The 15,003-nt window shown below is 53.2% G+C and carries 14 protein-coding genes; all 14 read left to right on the top strand.

Annotation, left to right across the window (positions count from 1 at the left end):
• Positions 1-16: 16 nt before the first annotated feature.
• The 14 genes from DFP95_RS13300 (at position 17) to DFP95_RS13235 (ending at position 14,992) form a co-directional block, all read left to right on the top strand.
• Positions 17-1,324 carry a CCA tRNA nucleotidyltransferase gene (locus tag DFP95_RS13300; protein WP_115993119.1) on the top strand — a complete coding sequence of 436 codons (1,308 nt, stop codon included), beginning with the start codon at positions 17-19 and terminating at the stop codon, positions 1,322-1,324.
• Positions 1,311-2,294: a biotin--[acetyl-CoA-carboxylase] ligase gene (locus DFP95_RS13295; protein ID WP_115993118.1), complete on the top strand. Its 984-nt coding sequence runs from the start codon at positions 1,311-1,313 to the stop codon at positions 2,292-2,294. The genes DFP95_RS13300 and DFP95_RS13295 overlap by 14 nt, the downstream gene beginning before the upstream one ends.
• A 276-nt stretch (positions 2,295-2,570) precedes the next feature.
• Entirely contained in the window at positions 2,571-3,434 is an 864-nt protein-coding gene (panB, locus tag DFP95_RS13290; protein ID WP_115993117.1) for a 3-methyl-2-oxobutanoate hydroxymethyltransferase, read from the top strand.
• Positions 3,431-4,339, top strand: a complete 909-nt coding sequence (panC, locus tag DFP95_RS13285; RefSeq protein ID WP_115993116.1) for a pantoate--beta-alanine ligase — start codon at positions 3,431-3,433, stop codon at positions 4,337-4,339. The genes panB and panC overlap by 4 nt, the downstream gene beginning before the upstream one ends.
• On the top strand, positions 4,324-4,707 hold the full coding sequence (gene panD / locus DFP95_RS13280; protein ID WP_115993115.1) for an aspartate 1-decarboxylase: 384 nt from the start codon (positions 4,324-4,326) through the stop codon (positions 4,705-4,707). The genes panC and panD overlap by 16 nt, the downstream gene beginning before the upstream one ends.
• Positions 4,708-4,813: 106 nt before the next feature.
• A complete protein-coding gene (locus tag DFP95_RS13275) occupies positions 4,814-5,455 on the top strand; it encodes a tetratricopeptide repeat protein (protein ID WP_115993114.1) in 642 nt (213 codons plus the stop codon).
• Positions 5,456-5,512: 57 nt separating this feature from the next.
• Entirely contained in the window at positions 5,513-8,404 is a 2,892-nt protein-coding gene (dinG, locus tag DFP95_RS13270; protein WP_115993113.1) for an ATP-dependent DNA helicase DinG, read from the top strand.
• The gene (locus DFP95_RS13265) at positions 8,401-9,057 is read left to right on the top strand and encodes a redox-sensing transcriptional repressor Rex (protein ID WP_115993112.1); all 657 of its coding nucleotides are present in this window, start codon (positions 8,401-8,403) and stop codon (positions 9,055-9,057) included. Before dinG ends, DFP95_RS13265 begins: the two co-directional genes overlap by 4 nt.
• On the top strand, positions 9,054-10,358 hold the full coding sequence (locus DFP95_RS13260; protein WP_115993111.1) for an amidohydrolase: 1,305 nt from the start codon (positions 9,054-9,056) through the stop codon (positions 10,356-10,358). Before DFP95_RS13265 ends, DFP95_RS13260 begins: the two co-directional genes overlap by 4 nt.
• Complete coding sequence (locus DFP95_RS13255; protein ID WP_115993110.1) at positions 10,355-10,879, top strand: cell wall elongation regulator TseB-like domain-containing protein; 525 nt, start codon at positions 10,355-10,357, stop codon at positions 10,877-10,879. The genes DFP95_RS13260 and DFP95_RS13255 overlap by 4 nt, the downstream gene beginning before the upstream one ends.
• 182 nt (positions 10,880-11,061) lie before the next feature.
• Entirely contained in the window at positions 11,062-11,598 is a 537-nt protein-coding gene (locus DFP95_RS13250) for a hypothetical protein (RefSeq protein ID WP_115993109.1), read from the top strand.
• A 1-nt stretch (position 11,599) separates the two neighbouring features.
• On the top strand, positions 11,600-13,093 hold the full coding sequence (locus tag DFP95_RS13245) for an AAA family ATPase (RefSeq protein ID WP_115993213.1): 1,494 nt from the start codon (positions 11,600-11,602) through the stop codon (positions 13,091-13,093).
• 148 nt (positions 13,094-13,241) lie between these two features.
• Complete coding sequence (locus DFP95_RS13240; protein ID WP_245987636.1) at positions 13,242-13,790, top strand: RNA polymerase sigma factor; 549 nt, start codon at positions 13,242-13,244, stop codon at positions 13,788-13,790.
• Positions 13,790-14,992 (top strand): hypothetical protein, encoded by a 1,203-nt coding sequence (locus tag DFP95_RS13235; RefSeq protein WP_115993108.1) that lies wholly within the window; start codon positions 13,790-13,792, stop codon positions 14,990-14,992. The genes DFP95_RS13240 and DFP95_RS13235 overlap by 1 nt, the downstream gene beginning before the upstream one ends.
• The last annotated feature ends 11 nt before the right edge of the window (positions 14,993-15,003 follow it).

Genomic DNA, 15,003 nt, shown 5'->3' with positions numbered 1-15,003 from the left:
GGAGGCGAACTAAAGCATGACCGATAACGACGAAGTCTTGTGGTCAGGGGGACTTGGAATCGTCCGCAAGCTTGAGCATAGCGGGTTTCAAGCGTATTTGGTCGGCGGATGCGTCAGAGATAAGCTGATCGGAAGAAGCCTTCACGATATCGATATCGCTACATCCGCCAAACCGGAAGAGGTGATGGCAACGTTCGCGAGGACGTTGCCGACGGGGTTGAAACACGGAACGGTAACGGTCATGGAGGCGGGGCGTGCCTATGAGGTTACGACATTCCGGCGAGAATCGGACTATTCCGATTCTCGAAGACCGGACGAAGTCGAGTTCGTTCTCGATATCGTCGAGGATTTGTCGAGACGGGATTTTACGTTTAACGCGATGGCCTTTGGGTCGGACGGTATGATCGTCGATCCGTTCGGAGGCCAGGATGCGCTTAGGGCGGGAGTCGTCGATTGCGTAGGCGATCCGTCCGAACGCTTCGGAGAAGATGCTCTGCGAATGCTGCGCGCCATCCGGTTTGCGTCCGAATTCGAATTCGCGCTTCTGCCCGATGTTTGGGAGGGTATCATTCAACATCGTCAGAAGCTTCGAAACGTCGCGATGGAAAGAGTAAGCGCGGAGTGGGACAAGATGATGTCCGGCAGCGGTCCGGAGCAAGCCAATCACTTCTTGTTCAAAAGCGGCCTTCTTGCACATACAAAAGAAGCTTTGCCCGATTCCGTGAAGCTGGCGGCGGAAAGGTATCGGCTGAACGGCTCGACTTGGGAATGGGACAAATGGGGACAAGCGACCTCGGAAGAGGCTTCGCTCGGCAACCTTTTGCAGCTTCCCATGTTATCCGAACCTGATCATAGATGGGCGGCTCTTCTTATGGGAGCCGGCATTAACGAAGAGGATGGAGCGGAATTGTTCCGTTCATTGCGATTTAGCGGCAAGAGATCGGACAGGATTACCGGCATCATGGGCATCAACGAGATGTTGAGCGTGTACGACGAGAATTCCGTAAGAACCGGCTGGGTTTACGCGGTACTCGATTACGGACGGGCCGCGGCCGAGGATTGGTGTACGGTCAATGAAATACTGGACGAGACGTTAGCGGATGCGAGGAAATGGCTGAAGGAGATGCCTGTGGTCTCGGTATCCGAATTGAACGTGCGCGGAGACGAGCTTGCCCGCAGCTTGGATAAGCCGCCGGGACCATGGATCGCGACATTGCTGGAGGAATTGCTGGAAGAAGTCGCTTTCGGAAGCATTCCTAACGACAAGGATTCGCTATTGTCCGCGGCGAAGCAAGCAAGGGGGACGTCGAATGAGCAAGGTTAGCTTATTAAGTCTTCTGGAAGCGGGATCCGGAGAGTACGTCTCGGGCGAAGAAATCAGCCGCAAGCTGAACGTCAGCCGGACTGCCGTATGGAAGCAAGTCCGTAAGCTGGAAGCCGATGGTTACGTAATCGAAGCGGTACCGCGGTTAGGCTATCGATTGACGGGCAAGCCGTCCCGATTATCGGTTCAAGAATTGCTGCCGAAGATCGAAACAAAGCGGTTCGGACGTCAGCTGCATTTGCTCGACGTTGTCCCTTCAACTCAGGACGAATTGCGCCGACTGGCCGAGCAGGGTGCTCCCGAAGGCACGCTCGTCATCGCCGAGCAGCAGACTAACGGACGTGGACGCATGGGGCGCTCCTGGGTGTCTCCGGCGGGCAAAGGAATTTGGATGAGTCTCCTACTCCGTCCTCCGGTACCGCTTCCGTTAACGCCGCAATTGACGCTCCTCGCGGCGGTTGCGTTAAGCAGGGCGATATCTCGCGAGGTTCCCGTCAAGATCGGAATTAAATGGCCTAACGATTTGCTCGTCGGGGGCAAGAAGATCAGCGGTATCTTGCTTGAATCGGCGGCAGAAGACGAAAGGTTGCGTTACGTAGTCGTTGGGTTGGGGATTTCCGTTAATCTGGACGCGGAGGACTATCCCGCGGAGCTTCTGGACAAAGCGATTTCGCTGAAGATGGCTTCTGGAGCCCCGATTAACCGAAGCGGACTTATCGCGATCATATTAGAAGAATTCGAGCGTCTATACGATCTGTATTTAGAACAAGGCTTCGCTCCCATCCGGTCGTTATGGGAAGCCCACTCCGTCACGCTCAATAGCGAAACGACGTTGTATACGCCGCAAGGAGCCGTTCTCGGCATTCCGCGCGGGTTGGACGATATGGGCGGATTAAAAGTCGAGATATCCGACGGAAGTTACCGTACGATCTATTCGGCCGAAATCGGAGATCGGGTTGTCGGTTCATAGACTCCGTACCCGATTTCTGTTATAATCGCAGTGCAAGGTGGTATTGTCTTAGAGGCGAACCGCACTTGCCCTGCAATTACATGGAATGATTCGTATTACTTGCAACAAAGACTAATCCAATACCGTCAATGATTCGCGGCGGATTCTGCTCTGAGCCGAAAGGACCGAGACAGAAGGACGTGATGGACGTTCTATGTTGAATGGCGACCTTTTTTGCTCATGGGCAAAATGGGTTTTTTTTGTTGTTATATCCTGTAATCCTTAGGAGGATACCCCATGACGCAAGCATTGACTCTTCCGCGCTTGAAGATGATGAAAAACCAGAATAAACCGATCGCGATGATTACCGCATACGATTATCCTTCGGCTATGCTTTCCGAAGAAGCGGGCGTTGACATGATTCTCGTAGGCGATTCCTTAGGCAATGTCGTGCTCGGATACGATACTACGGTTCCCGTAAAGCTTGAAGATATGATTTACCATACCCGCGCCGTAGTTCGAGGAGCTCCGAGTACGATGATCGTAACGGACATGCCGTTCGCAACTTACCGGATAGGCCCGGAGGCGACGCTGCGCAATGCTGCCAGAATCATGCAAGAGGGCGGAGCCCATGCGGTAAAGCTGGAAGGCGGAGCTGAACTGGCGGACGAAATTCGCTTGTTGACTTCCGCGGGGATTCCCGTCCTTGGCCATATCGGGCTAACGCCTCAATCCGTGCATCAGATAGGCGGGTACAGGGTGCAAGGCAAGAGCGGCGAGGAAGCGGAGAAGCTTCTTGCCGACGCCAAGGCGTTAGAGGAAGCCGGAGCCTTCGGCATCGTGCTGGAGCTCGTTACGGAGGAACTGGCGGCCGCCATATCGCGTTCGATCGGCATACCTACGATCGGGATCGGAGCGGGACGCGGCTGCGACGGGCAAGTGCTCGTCTACCATGACCTGATTCGATACGGTTCCAATATTCGGGATAAGAAAATGGTGAAAAGCTACGCGAACATCGGAGATACCATACGGAGCGCGATTACCGAATACGTCGATGATGTAAGAACGAAAGCTTTTCCGGAGGAAAAGCACTCCTTCCCGCTCGGCGAAACTTCATCTGCGCAGGGCATCACTAAGCTCTACGGAGGCGAAGGCAAATGAAACCGGTCATTATTCGTAGCATTGCGGAATTAAGACATGAAATTTCGACTTTTCGCCGTTCCAACAACGGACATCGCACGGTTGGATTCGTTCCGACTATGGGGTATTTGCATGACGGACACGCCAGCTTACTGCGCAAATCCTCAGCAGATAACGGATTGACTGTTTTAAGCATATTCGTCAATCCGATCCAATTCGCACCGGGAGAAGACTTGGATAAGTATCCTCGGGACGAAGCGAGAGATATGAAGGTGGCGGAGGAATCCGGAGCGGACATCGTATTTATTCCGACCGTGCAGGAGATGTATCCTCAGAAGCGGGTGACGACAGTTGCGGTCGCAGAAGTCACGGAACTTTTGTGCGGGGCTAGCCGGCCTGGTCATTTCGATGGCGTCGCCACCGTCGTTACGAAGCTGTTTAATATCGTGCAACCGGATCGCGCCTATTTCGGGATGAAGGACGCGCAACAAATAGCGGTAGTAACCAGAATGGTCCAGGATTTGAATATGCCGGTGGAGATCGTTCCCTGTCCGATCTTACGGGAAGAGGACGGCTTAGCCATGAGCTCGCGGAACGTATATCTGAACGCGCTAGAACGCGAGCAGGCGCTCGTCTTGTCCCAATCGCTCAGCCGCGTCGCGGAGTGGATTCGAGACGGGCTCACGGCATCGCAAGTCATCGCTCGGTTAAAAGAATCGATCTCAAGAAATCCGCTCGCGGATATTGATTACGTCGACGTTTTGGCGTATCCTGATTTGAGTCGGCCGGACGACCGCCAATCGTTGGCGGAGATGAATGTTTCCTTGTTATTCGCGGTAGCCGTTCGTTTCGGCAAAACCCGGCTTATAGATAATCAGCTGCTCAATCCAGCGGAAGTAGGTGCTGACGTATGTTTCGCCAAATGATGAAAGCCAAAATACACCGCGCGACGGTAACCGAAGCCAACTTGAATTATGTCGGCAGCATCACGATAGATCAGGATTTGCTTGATCTGGTCGATATTTTACCCGATGAGAAAGTACAGATCGTCAACAATAACAACGGAGCGCGCTTCGAGACTTACACGATTGCGGGACCTAGGGGATCCGGAGTCATTTGTTTGAACGGCGCGGCCGCAAGATTAGTGCAGCCGGGCGATCAAGTCATTATCATCAATTACGGCTTGTTCACCGACGAGGAAGCACGTCGCCATCATCCGAAGGTCGCGATTATGGATGAACATAATCGAGTTGTCAAATTGTTGGCGGAAGAGCCGCATTCGACCGTTTTGTAATGCGTATGAAACAGCTCCCCGAAACGCAGAATGAGCAGTACAGTTTCACTCAGAAGCTGTTGCTTACGAGGCCGATTGTTAACTCAATCGTGTAGGGGGAACGATAATGATTCGACAATGGTTCGCGACAATGAACGACGTGTTAGATGATCTCATCGTACGTTTTCCGCAAGCGACAGAAGAAGAAAAAAACGCTCTTCGACAACAATGGGACATGCTCAAAACGCTAAGTGATGATATTATTGAATCATGGCTTCAGTTCGAAGACAAAATGGGCGCATACCGCGACCTGGAACAACAAGCGCAAGTCGTCCCTGATCCCGAGCCTCAGAAATTTCTCGGTTCGTTCATCAAGGGACAAGGGTACTTCAAGCTTCACATGTTCAAGCATTCCTCGGACCAAATGGAGGAAGCGATTGCCATGTACCCGGATTTTCTCTGCGCTCGAATGTTTTTGGCCATGTCGCGAATGCACATGAAGCAATGGGGCGAAGCTCAGCGACATTTTCAATTAATCGCGGCCATAACGGACGAGAGCAGGCTGCAAGCGATCGCTTATAACGCTCTTGGCTGCATCCAAGCCATATACGCGCATATCGAGCAAGCGCGAAGCTATTTTCTTAAAGCGTTGGAAGCCGACCCCGGTTTCATCGATCCGAAGAAGAATTTGGAATCGGTCCTGCAGGGCAACGGTCAGCTGCAACTGCAATTCGGAAGCGCGGAGCTGCAAACGTTGGTACAGGTTTAAGGGTCATCATACTCCGTTATTCACGGTTCTGCGCGCCGGAACGAAAGGAAGTCAGCAATGAAATTTGCCGTGCTCGATTTCGAAACAACGGGCATGTCGTCCGATAAAGATGAAATCATACAAACGGGACTCGCTTTTATCGATGAAGCGGGTACCGTTTGTTCCACGTATTCAAGCTTAGTACGCCCCGGAAAACCCGTACCTCCCGAGATTACCCGTTTGACCGGCATCACGAACGAAGACGTCGGAGCGGCTCCGGAGATCGAGGACATGTTAAGCGACATCGTACCGATGCTGCAGGATGTTATTCTAGTCGGACACAACGTAGAATTCGATGCCCAATTCTTGCAAGCCGCGCTAGATCGCAGCGGCTATTTGGCATTCACGGGCAGAATGCTGGATACCGTCGAGCTTGCCCGGTTGATGTTCCCTACCCAGTCCTCGTATTCGTTATCCTCCCTAACGCATTCGCTTGGCATCGCGCACGATCGCCCTCATCAGGCGGATAGCGATGCGGTGGCAACGGCGGAGCTGTTCCTGCTGTGCATGGACAAATTGCGCCATCTGCCTTTGTTTACCCTTCAGCGGTTGAACGGGATGTTCGATCCCGATCGCAACGATCTGGGTTGGTTGATCGCCGACGTAGCCTCTTGGAGAGAAACGCAACCGATGCTGTCCGAAGAAGGAATCCATCATTTTCGTCAATTCGCCATGAATGTAGGCGATTGGGGCGACGAGGCGGCAATGAATCGACAAGAGGATACAAGTGAACATCCTAACTCCGAAGCGTTCAAGGAAATGGATTACGATCAGTACTTAGAAGCCGTTCAGAACAACCTGAAGGAAATGTTCTCCGCATACGAAGCGAGGGAAGGCCAGGATATCATGTTCAAGGAAGTATACGGAGCGCTGCAGCAAGATTCCCACCTCTTGGTGGAAGCGGGAACCGGAACGGGCAAGTCGCTGGGATACTTACTGCCCTCTCTCTATTATGGGCTGAAGGAAGAGAAAAAAGTCGTCGTAAGCACTCATACGATACAGTTGCAGGAACAGCTTCGGGAACGGGATCTGCCTCTGCTCCAGAAAGCTCTGCCCGTGTCTTTTCGCGCTTCCGTGTTCAAAGGGCGGAGCAATTATCTCTGCCTGAGGAAGTTCGAGAACCGTCAGCAGCTTCCGGAAAATGCATTTAGCCGCGAGGACGCGATTACCCGCGGAGGGATGACGGTCTGGCTGGGCGAAACTACGCGCGGGGAATCGGAGGAGCTTAACGTCGGGGGACGCAACAAGGACGAATGGGATTCGGTGTCCAGCGATGCGGCTTCTTGTCTGAACCGAGCGTGTCCGTGGTTCCGAAGATGTTTCTATCACCGGGCAAGGCAAGAAGCCGGCAAAGCGGATCTGATCATCACGAACCACGCTTTGCTATTTACGGATATGCGCGCCGATCATCGGCTTCTGCCGGCTTACGATCGCTTGATCGTGGACGAGGCCCATCATCTCGAAGAAGTGGCTAGCCAGCACTTAGGGCAGAAAACCGGCCATTCGTCTTTGATCGTTCCTTTGCAACGAGTGTGGAAGGATTCAAGATCGGGTCTACTTCCTCAATTGATCGGTATTGTTTCCGCACTAGGATCGAACGAATCGGGAGCCTGGGCGGAGAAGCTGGAAGCGCTCGTTCCCAAAGTTCACGAGATCAGGGACGCATGGGAAAGATGGATGGAAGCCCTCTTTCAATTGCTGACGGCGAATGCTTCGGCCGACGAAACCGGTAACCTGACGTTCAGGATGAAGCCGTCCGATCTTCCCGCCCAATGGGAGAGCCTGTCCGTCGATGGCAATAACGTCATTCAATTGCTCTCCGATTTCATTCGGCCGTTGGAGAAATTGGCCGCCGCGATCCGGGAAGACGCGGACGAGCTAAGCTTGCAGGGCTTGCTGACGGATCTCGGCGGCGTGCTTAAGGATCTGACGTCCGTACGTTCGGAGACTCAGTCGTTCGTCACTTTGGGCACGCCGGAATTCGTCTATTGGGTGGAAGGCCATTCGCAATTCCGGGGTCGATCCGTATGGGTATACGGAGTTCCCGCGGACGTTAGCGGTTTGCTTAAAGAAGGGATGTTCGACCGCAAAGCGAGCGTCGTTATGACTTCTGCCACGCTAACGATAGATAAATCCTTCCAGTACGTGACCGAGCAATTGGGGTTAGGCGAAGCGGAAAAGGACGGGCGCTTGAGAACGGCGATGCTTCCTTCCCCGTTCCGTTACCGGGAGCAGGCTCTGGTCCTTATTCCAAGGGATTTTCCCGCTATCAAGGGCCGAGACGGAGACGCCGTGTTCTTAAGCGCGTTGATCGATTCTTTAGAAGAAATGGCGCGGACCGTAGGCGGACGAATGCTTGTATTATTCACTTCGCACCGAATGCTGAGAACCGTTTACGGGCCGTTGAAGGACCGTTTGGAATCTAGCGGGATACAAGTTCTGGGACAGGGCGTGGACGGCGGAAGCCGCAGTCGGTTGACGCAGCAGTTCATTCGACAACCCGCATCGGTGCTGCTCGGAACGAGCAGCTTCTGGGAAGGCATCGATCTCCCCGGCGATGCGCTGACTTGCCTTGCGATCGTAAGGCTTCCGTTCCAGCCGCCGAATCATCCCGTCGCCGAAGCGAAAGCGGAGAAGCTGCAGGCGGAGAACAAAAATCCGTTCATGAAGCTGTCGCTGCCCCAGGCCGTAATCAAGTTCAAGCAAGGCTTCGGAAGGCTCGTTCGGACAGCTACGGACCGGGGTATCGTTATTTTGTACGATACAAGGGTCATCGATACGAACTACGGGAAATACTTCTTATATTCTTTGCCAGGTCCCAAAATGGAGCATTTGCCGACGTCGGCCATGGCCGCAAGAGTACGCTCGTGGTTGGAACCCGCGACCGTAGGAGAGGAGGAGTCGTCTTGAAGCCCATTAAAATATCCGAAGCCGTCGTGAGAAGGCTCCCCATTTATTTGCGATTTCTGAACGAATTGAGCTTAAGCAGCATTCAAACCGTTTCGTCGCAAGATCTAGGAGAAAAGCTGGATCTCAATCCCGCTCAAATTCGCAAGGATTTGGCGTATTTCGGGGAGTTCGGACGTAAAGGCGTCGGTTATAACGTCGATTACTTGATCGAGAAAATCCGCCAAATTCTTAAGCTCGATAAAATGATGAACGTGGCATTGGTCGGTACGGGGAATTTGGGTCGAGCTTTGTGCAACTATAACATGTACATTAAAGACAACATGAAGATCGTGGCGGTGTTCGACGCCGATCAGGGTAAAAAAGGGACGCTGATCAATCATTTGACCGTTCAGCCCATGCAGGAACTGGCCTCTTTCGTCAAGCAACTCGATATTTCGGTCGGAATCATTACGGTACCCGCCCAGGAGGCTCAGAACGTGGCCGATCAATTCGTATCCGCGGGAATAAAAGGCATCCTGAACTTCGCTCCCGTCGTGCTCAAATCGATGCCGGGGATACGCATTCACCACGCCGACTTTACGGCGGAGCTTCTGAGCTTGGCCTATTACATGGACAATATAAACGTAAATAAGGAAGGAGACGAAGCACAATGAGCCGTCTGCTAATCGATAATGGATACTTCGTCACGATGGATGAGCAAATGCCCCAATATCAAGGGTGGATGTCGATAGAAGGGGACCGCATCGCGGCGCTGGGCGAAGGAAAAGCACCTGAGCGGGAAATTGAACTCGCAACGGAGACGTTGGACGGGAGCGGTCTCCTGTTCATGCCCGGCTTGGTAAATACGCACGGCCATGCGGCGATGTCGCTTCTTCGCGGATTGGCGGACGATCTGGCTCTGCAGGATTGGCTGCAAAATCATATGTGGCCGACCGAAGCCAAATTCACGGGGGACGACGTGTATTGGGGATCCGCTTTGGCTGCCGCGGAGATGATCAAAAGCGGGACGACGACTTTCGTCGATATGTATGACCACATGCATCGCGTTGGCGAAGTCGTGGAGAAATCGGGCATGCGCGCGAGCTTGACCAGAGGCGTCATCGGACTATGTCCGGAGGACGTTCAGAAGGCGAAGCTGGCCGACGCGATTCAGTTCGCCAAAGATTGGCACGGTGCCGCGAACGGTCGCATCAGCGTCATGATTTCACCGCACGCTCCTTACACTTGTCCGCCCGATTATATTCTTAAGTTCGTTGAAGCGGCGCATGAGCTTGACTTGGCCATGCATACCCATATGTCGGAGACGATCGCCGAAGTAGAGCAGAACGTGCGAGATTACGGTTACCGGCCCGTCGAGCATCTTGATCGCCTGGGCATGTTCGGCCGACCGACGCTCGTCGCTCACGCGGTGCATCTCAACGACGAGGAAATCGCCTTGCTGGCCGAGAGGAACGTTTACGTTTCCCATAATCCGGTTAGCAACCTGAAGCTGGCGAGCGGAGTGGCGAGAGTTCCGGAGCTCATGAGGGCAGGAGTAACGGTGTCGCTCGGCACGGATAGCGCGGCAAGCAACAATAATCTCGATCTGTTCCAGGAGATAACGATGGCGGCGCTGTTGCATAAAGGGGTCTCGGGAGACCCGACGGTGATTCCGGCGGCCGAAGCTCTGCGCATGGGAACCGTCAACGGGGCTCGTTCGATCGGACTCGGAGGAGTTACCGGACAGCTCAAAGCCGGACTGAAAGCCGATTTCATCGCGTTGTCCATAGCCCAAGCCCATTTCGTCCCGCTTACGGATTACATATCCCACTTGGCCTATGCGGCCAGAGGCTCGGATGTCGCCCACGTCTGGGTCGACGGCAAGCAATTGCTTCGCGACGGTCAATTGTTGACGCTCGACGAGGAGAAAATATTGGCGGAAGCGGAACGTTGCTTTCAGAGGTTAAAAGGATGATTCTGAGCCGTAGTGAGGGACAACGCAGAATGCCGTCCCTTTCGCTCGTGAGATGGCTGGTTATCGTGACGGGATTCGTCGTATTCGTCCTCGTATCGTTCTTTTTGTACGTACGATCGGCGGATTCGGATTACCGCAGGGCGGAGAACGTCGCCATCCGGATCGCCAAGGAGCAAGCAAGCCTGACCGACATAACCGAGGCGGTAACCCACACTTGGGACGAGACGGTATGGATCGTATCCGGCAAGGACGCGGAAGGCGAGGAATGGATGATCTTCGAACGAAGCAGCGAGCTCGTCCGTCGTAAAATAAGCGAAAGCATTTCGAAGAAGCAGATGCTCGCCAAATTCTCGCAAGAGCATACGGGAACGCCGATTCGGATCATGCCGGGTTGGTTCGAGAATCAGCCCGTATGGGAAATCCGCTATTGGAACGAGAAGAGCAAAGAGAACCAATCGATCGATTTCTATTCATTCAATGACGGAACGCTGATGAAAACCTATGTCCTGTCCAGTTTATAACCTTAAACGATAAACGCCCTCGAGGCGTTTTTTGTTTGTTTTCCAGACATCGTCTAACGATTAGTCTATCAAAATATGCTATACTCTTATATGTACTCAACGACACTGACTTTAACTGACCAGTTCCCTAAACAGCCGCCCAAGCAGAGAAGTCGTACTTACAAATGAGGGGGAACGCTGATATGAATAAATTGAAACTCATACCCATTACGATAACCGCGGCAATTACGGCCGCGCTACTATTCGGAGGTTGGTTCGCTTATCGCCATTACGGCGTCGAGCAGCCGCTTGACAGAGTAGCCAATTCGATAGACGGAGTTCAGTCCGCGAACGTCGAAATGTCGACGGGGCTTGTGAAAGTGAACGTTAAGCTTGCGCCTGATGCGGACGTAGGCGAAGTATACCGATTAATTAAACGAGATGGAGCCGGGGAAATCGGCGGTAAACAGCTTGAAGTATCCGCTACGGCTAAGGACAGCGCCCGATTGGACAAGGCATGGAGCTACGGTCTATTCGATGTTGCGGAAGCGATGGAAAACCGTAAATACTCGGGGATCCGCGATGCGATGACGAAGCTGTCCGAGCAATTTCCCGGCGTGAAGGTATCGACGGAAATGGATGAATTGAACGTATATATTTCGATGCGGGACGGGGATTCCGCTAAATTCGTTATTCTGCCCCGTCAGCCCGCTATGTTAGGAGCGTGGCCTAATGCGTAAACTGAGCCAGTTCGGCAAGGAAATCGCGGTCGGAGCGATTATCGTACTCTTTATCTTTCTATTGTACGTAGGATTGCCGCCGGCGATTATGGTGATGGGATTGTTAACGTTCGGAGCCGTGTTTCTCTTCGCCCGTTCGAAAGGCGGAGGGTTGGCCATGGGAACGGCGGGTAAGAAGGCAGCCGCCCGCAAGCCGGAATACTTGACGTTCGAGGATATCGGCGGTCAAGATCAACCGAAACGCGAAATAACGGAAGCATTGGATTTTCTCGTACACAGGGATAAGATCGAGAAGTTAGGCATTCGCCCGTTGAAGGGGATCTTGTTAACGGGTCCTCCAGGAACCGGCAAAACCTTGCTTGCGAAAGCCGCCGCGCAGTATACGAATTCCGCGTTCATCGCGGCCTCGGGCAGCGAATTCGTAGAGATGTACGTTGGCGTCGGCGCGGGAAGGATTCGCGACCTGTTCAAAGAAGCGCGCCAGCAAGCAACGAAGATGAAACGCAACAACGCGATTATCTTCATCGATGAAATCGACGGGATCGGCGGCAAGCGGGACGGCGGTCAGCATCGCGAGTACGATCAAACGCTTAATCAGCTCCTGACGGAGATGGATGGCGTACAAGGGGACGAGAGCGTACGAATTCTCTTGATAGCGGCGACGAACCGCAAGGAGCTTCTGGATGCCGCATTACTCCGTCCGGGACGTTTCGATCGACAAATACAAGTCGATTTGCCGGACAAGAAGGCAAGAGAGCATATTTTGATGCTGCATGCCCGCAACAAGCCGGTAGGCGAAGGCGTGTCCCTTGCCAAGGTCGCTGAAGAAACGTTCGGTTTCTCCGGAGCGCAGCTCGAGAGCGTGATGAACGAAGCCGCGATCTACGCTATGCGAGACGAGTCCGAAAACCTTCGCGCGGATCATCTGACGCAGGCGATCGACAAAGTCATGATGGGCGAGAGAATGGACCGGGAAACGAACAGCGAGGAGCGCGAAAGAGTGGCCATCCATGAGCTCGGCCACGCCATCGTCGCGGAGAACGTCCGTCCGCAAAGCGTAGCGCAAGTGTCGTTGACGCCGCGCGGCCAAGCGTTGGGATATGTACGGCATCATCCGCAGCAAGATCGTTATCTCTACACGCTTGCCGTGCTGGAAGAGCAGATCATGATCGCATTAGGCGGAGCCGTAGCGGAGGAGATTTTCTACGGTGGCCGCAGCACGGGTTCCCGCGGAGATTTCGAGCAAGCGACGAGCATCGTTCGAACATTGATCGAATCGGGCATGTCCTCGCTTGGAATCATTCATCCGCAAGCTTTGACGCAAGAGCAGTGGTCCAAGGAAAACGAAAAAATATTGGAAGATTTAACGAACCGCACGAGAGATCTGCTAGGTAAGCACAAGGCAACGTTTACCCATCTGCTCGACCATCTGATCCGCGAAGAAACTTTGTCGGGGGATCAGCTTAGACATCACATCAAACAGCACGCGGCTTAATAATCGCTTACTATATACTGACGGCCGACCGGAGAAATCCGGCCGGTTTTTTTGCGATGATGACCGTATGCAGGAAATAATATTTAAAATATGATAGCATTGAACCTAGTGTCCATTTGAATCGTTTATTGGAATAGAGGTGGCAAGATTGGATTCCCAGCGCAATTTCGATTTTCTCAAATATATGGTTGAAAGCGACGATCACAAAGGACTTCTTAACGAATTGATGACCGCGTTCGGGAAGGACGTATGGAATTATGCCTACAGCATAACCCGTAAATGGGATATGGCCGACGATATCACGCAAGAGGTATTCATCAAGGTGTACAAGAACATGCATGCTTTCCGCAGGGATGCATCGGTTAAGACCTGGTTACTGACCATTACGCGTAATACGGCGATAGATTTTCAACGATCCGCTTTTTTTCGAAAAGTAACATTATCCGATGCCGTCGAGGACTACGGGGAGCGACATTCCGTCGAACACGAGGTCGTGGAGCAATCGGCAGTCAACGACATTTGGAAAATGGTGCTGGAGTTGCCCAAGAAATATAGGGAAGTCATTATTCTATACGCTCATAATCAGCTGTCTTTGAAAGAAATCGCTCAGGTTCTCGATGTCACCGAAGGAACCGTGAAGTCTCGCATGTTCCATGCCCGGCAGAAATTGTCCAAGATGAAGGAGGCGAACCGCTAGTGGATGACAAGGAATTATTCGAACAGCTTGAGCGCGGTCCGCTGAACCGGAAAGGATTCGACGAGACGTTGCGCAGGAAAATCAACGAAAGCCTCGACGCGCCGAGCCGCAAGCACGCGAAGCCGTGGTTCGTGCGATGGAGCGCGCTAAGCGCGGCTTGCCTGATCATCGTGGCCGTCGCCGCCGGATTATGGAGCTGGAGAGACTTAACCGGCGAACAATCGGATAAACTATCCCTCGAAACCGAACGCGCGACGGCTAGCTCCCACGCTTCAGAAGAAGGCTACGTCAATCCGATCCCGCATTCCGCAGTCGTCATCGGTTTACGCAAGGATATCGACGAAAGCGACCAGAGTAGCTACAGGACGATATTCGTCGCTCCCGAGAACGGACAGTTGACGAATATGGGCGACGGCGAGGGTATTTGGATGCCGTACAAAACTAATTTTTGGAAAGTAAACCCCTCCGCTGAATCTCAAGCCGAGGGTATACAGACTCTTGAAGCGTTGCGGGACGGAAAGAGCAAAACCGTAAAAGAGAAAGATGCCGCGAATGCCGGGAAATGGTCGGAGAAGCTGCTGTTCGCCGGCAAAGAATACGTCTCGATCCTGCAAACCGCTAGCGCTGGCGAGGATGATGCCTCGGAGGTTCCAAGCAAAGTGTGGGTAAATCGCGTGAGCGACTTGGCTCCGCTTGAACGCTTGAAGGACGCCAATATCGTACAGAATAATCATTTCAATCTGGCGGCCGCGCTAGGATCGAGCGACGTCGAATTGTCGCAGGATCAATGGGCCATCGCTCGCGAGAACGGCAAATGGGTTGCCAAGAAGCCCGGGAACCTGCTAAACGTAAGCGCGGATGATATCGCCGGCTGGCAGACGATCGACGAGCCGTTGACCGTGCCGGTCACCGGCCCCGATGTCCTGGCGTTGGACTGGGAAGAAGTCCTTAAGCTGGAGCCGACGGCAATCGACGCTTACACATCCGAAGCCGAAGAAGTCGTAGCGATCGTCACGCCGGGAAGCATCAAGCTATATCCGTATCGGATGATGCCGGAGGAAAGAGAAGTTCTTACGCTTCCGATCGACGATGGCGAGACAGTCGTGATGGTGCAATGGGCGATCGAACCGAAATATGTCGACGGTTGGAAGACGTTGTTCGGTAATTGGTTCGGCGAACGGGCAGAGAAAAGCGGATTATGATAAGATGAATG

Origin of the sequence: Cohnella lupini, from assembly GCF_003386205.1 — a bacterium.
GTDB lineage: Bacteria > Bacillota > Bacilli > Paenibacillales > Paenibacillaceae > Cohnella > Cohnella lupini.
The sequence above is the reverse complement of the archived record's forward strand: the minus strand, read 5'-3'. Positions and strand labels throughout refer to the sequence as shown.

Bases quoted from the DNA above. Each gene is read 5' to 3' on its own strand.
- panD (WP_115993115.1), top strand. From the start codon at position 4,324: ATGTTTCGCCAAATGATGAAAGCCAAAATACACCGCGCGACGGTAACC.
- DFP95_RS13255 (WP_115993110.1), top strand. From the start codon at position 10,355: ATGATTCTGAGCCGTAGTGAGGGACAACGCAGAATGCCGTCCCTTTCG.
- DFP95_RS13275 (WP_115993114.1), top strand. From the start codon at position 4,814: ATGATTCGACAATGGTTCGCGACAATGAACGACGTGTTAGATGATCTC.
- DFP95_RS13295 (WP_115993118.1), top strand. From the start codon at position 1,311: ATGAGCAAGGTTAGCTTATTAAGTCTTCTGGAAGCGGGATCCGGAGAG.
- DFP95_RS13260 (WP_115993111.1), top strand. From the start codon at position 9,054: ATGAGCCGTCTGCTAATCGATAATGGATACTTCGTCACGATGGATGAG.
- panB (WP_115993117.1), top strand. From the start codon at position 2,571: ATGACGCAAGCATTGACTCTTCCGCGCTTGAAGATGATGAAAAACCAG.
- dinG (WP_115993113.1), top strand. From the start codon at position 5,513: ATGAAATTTGCCGTGCTCGATTTCGAAACAACGGGCATGTCGTCCGAT.
- DFP95_RS13250 (WP_115993109.1), top strand. From the start codon at position 11,062: ATGAATAAATTGAAACTCATACCCATTACGATAACCGCGGCAATTACG.
- panC (WP_115993116.1), top strand. From the start codon at position 3,431: ATGAAACCGGTCATTATTCGTAGCATTGCGGAATTAAGACATGAAATT.
- DFP95_RS13300 (WP_115993119.1), top strand. From the start codon at position 17: ATGACCGATAACGACGAAGTCTTGTGGTCAGGGGGACTTGGAATCGTC.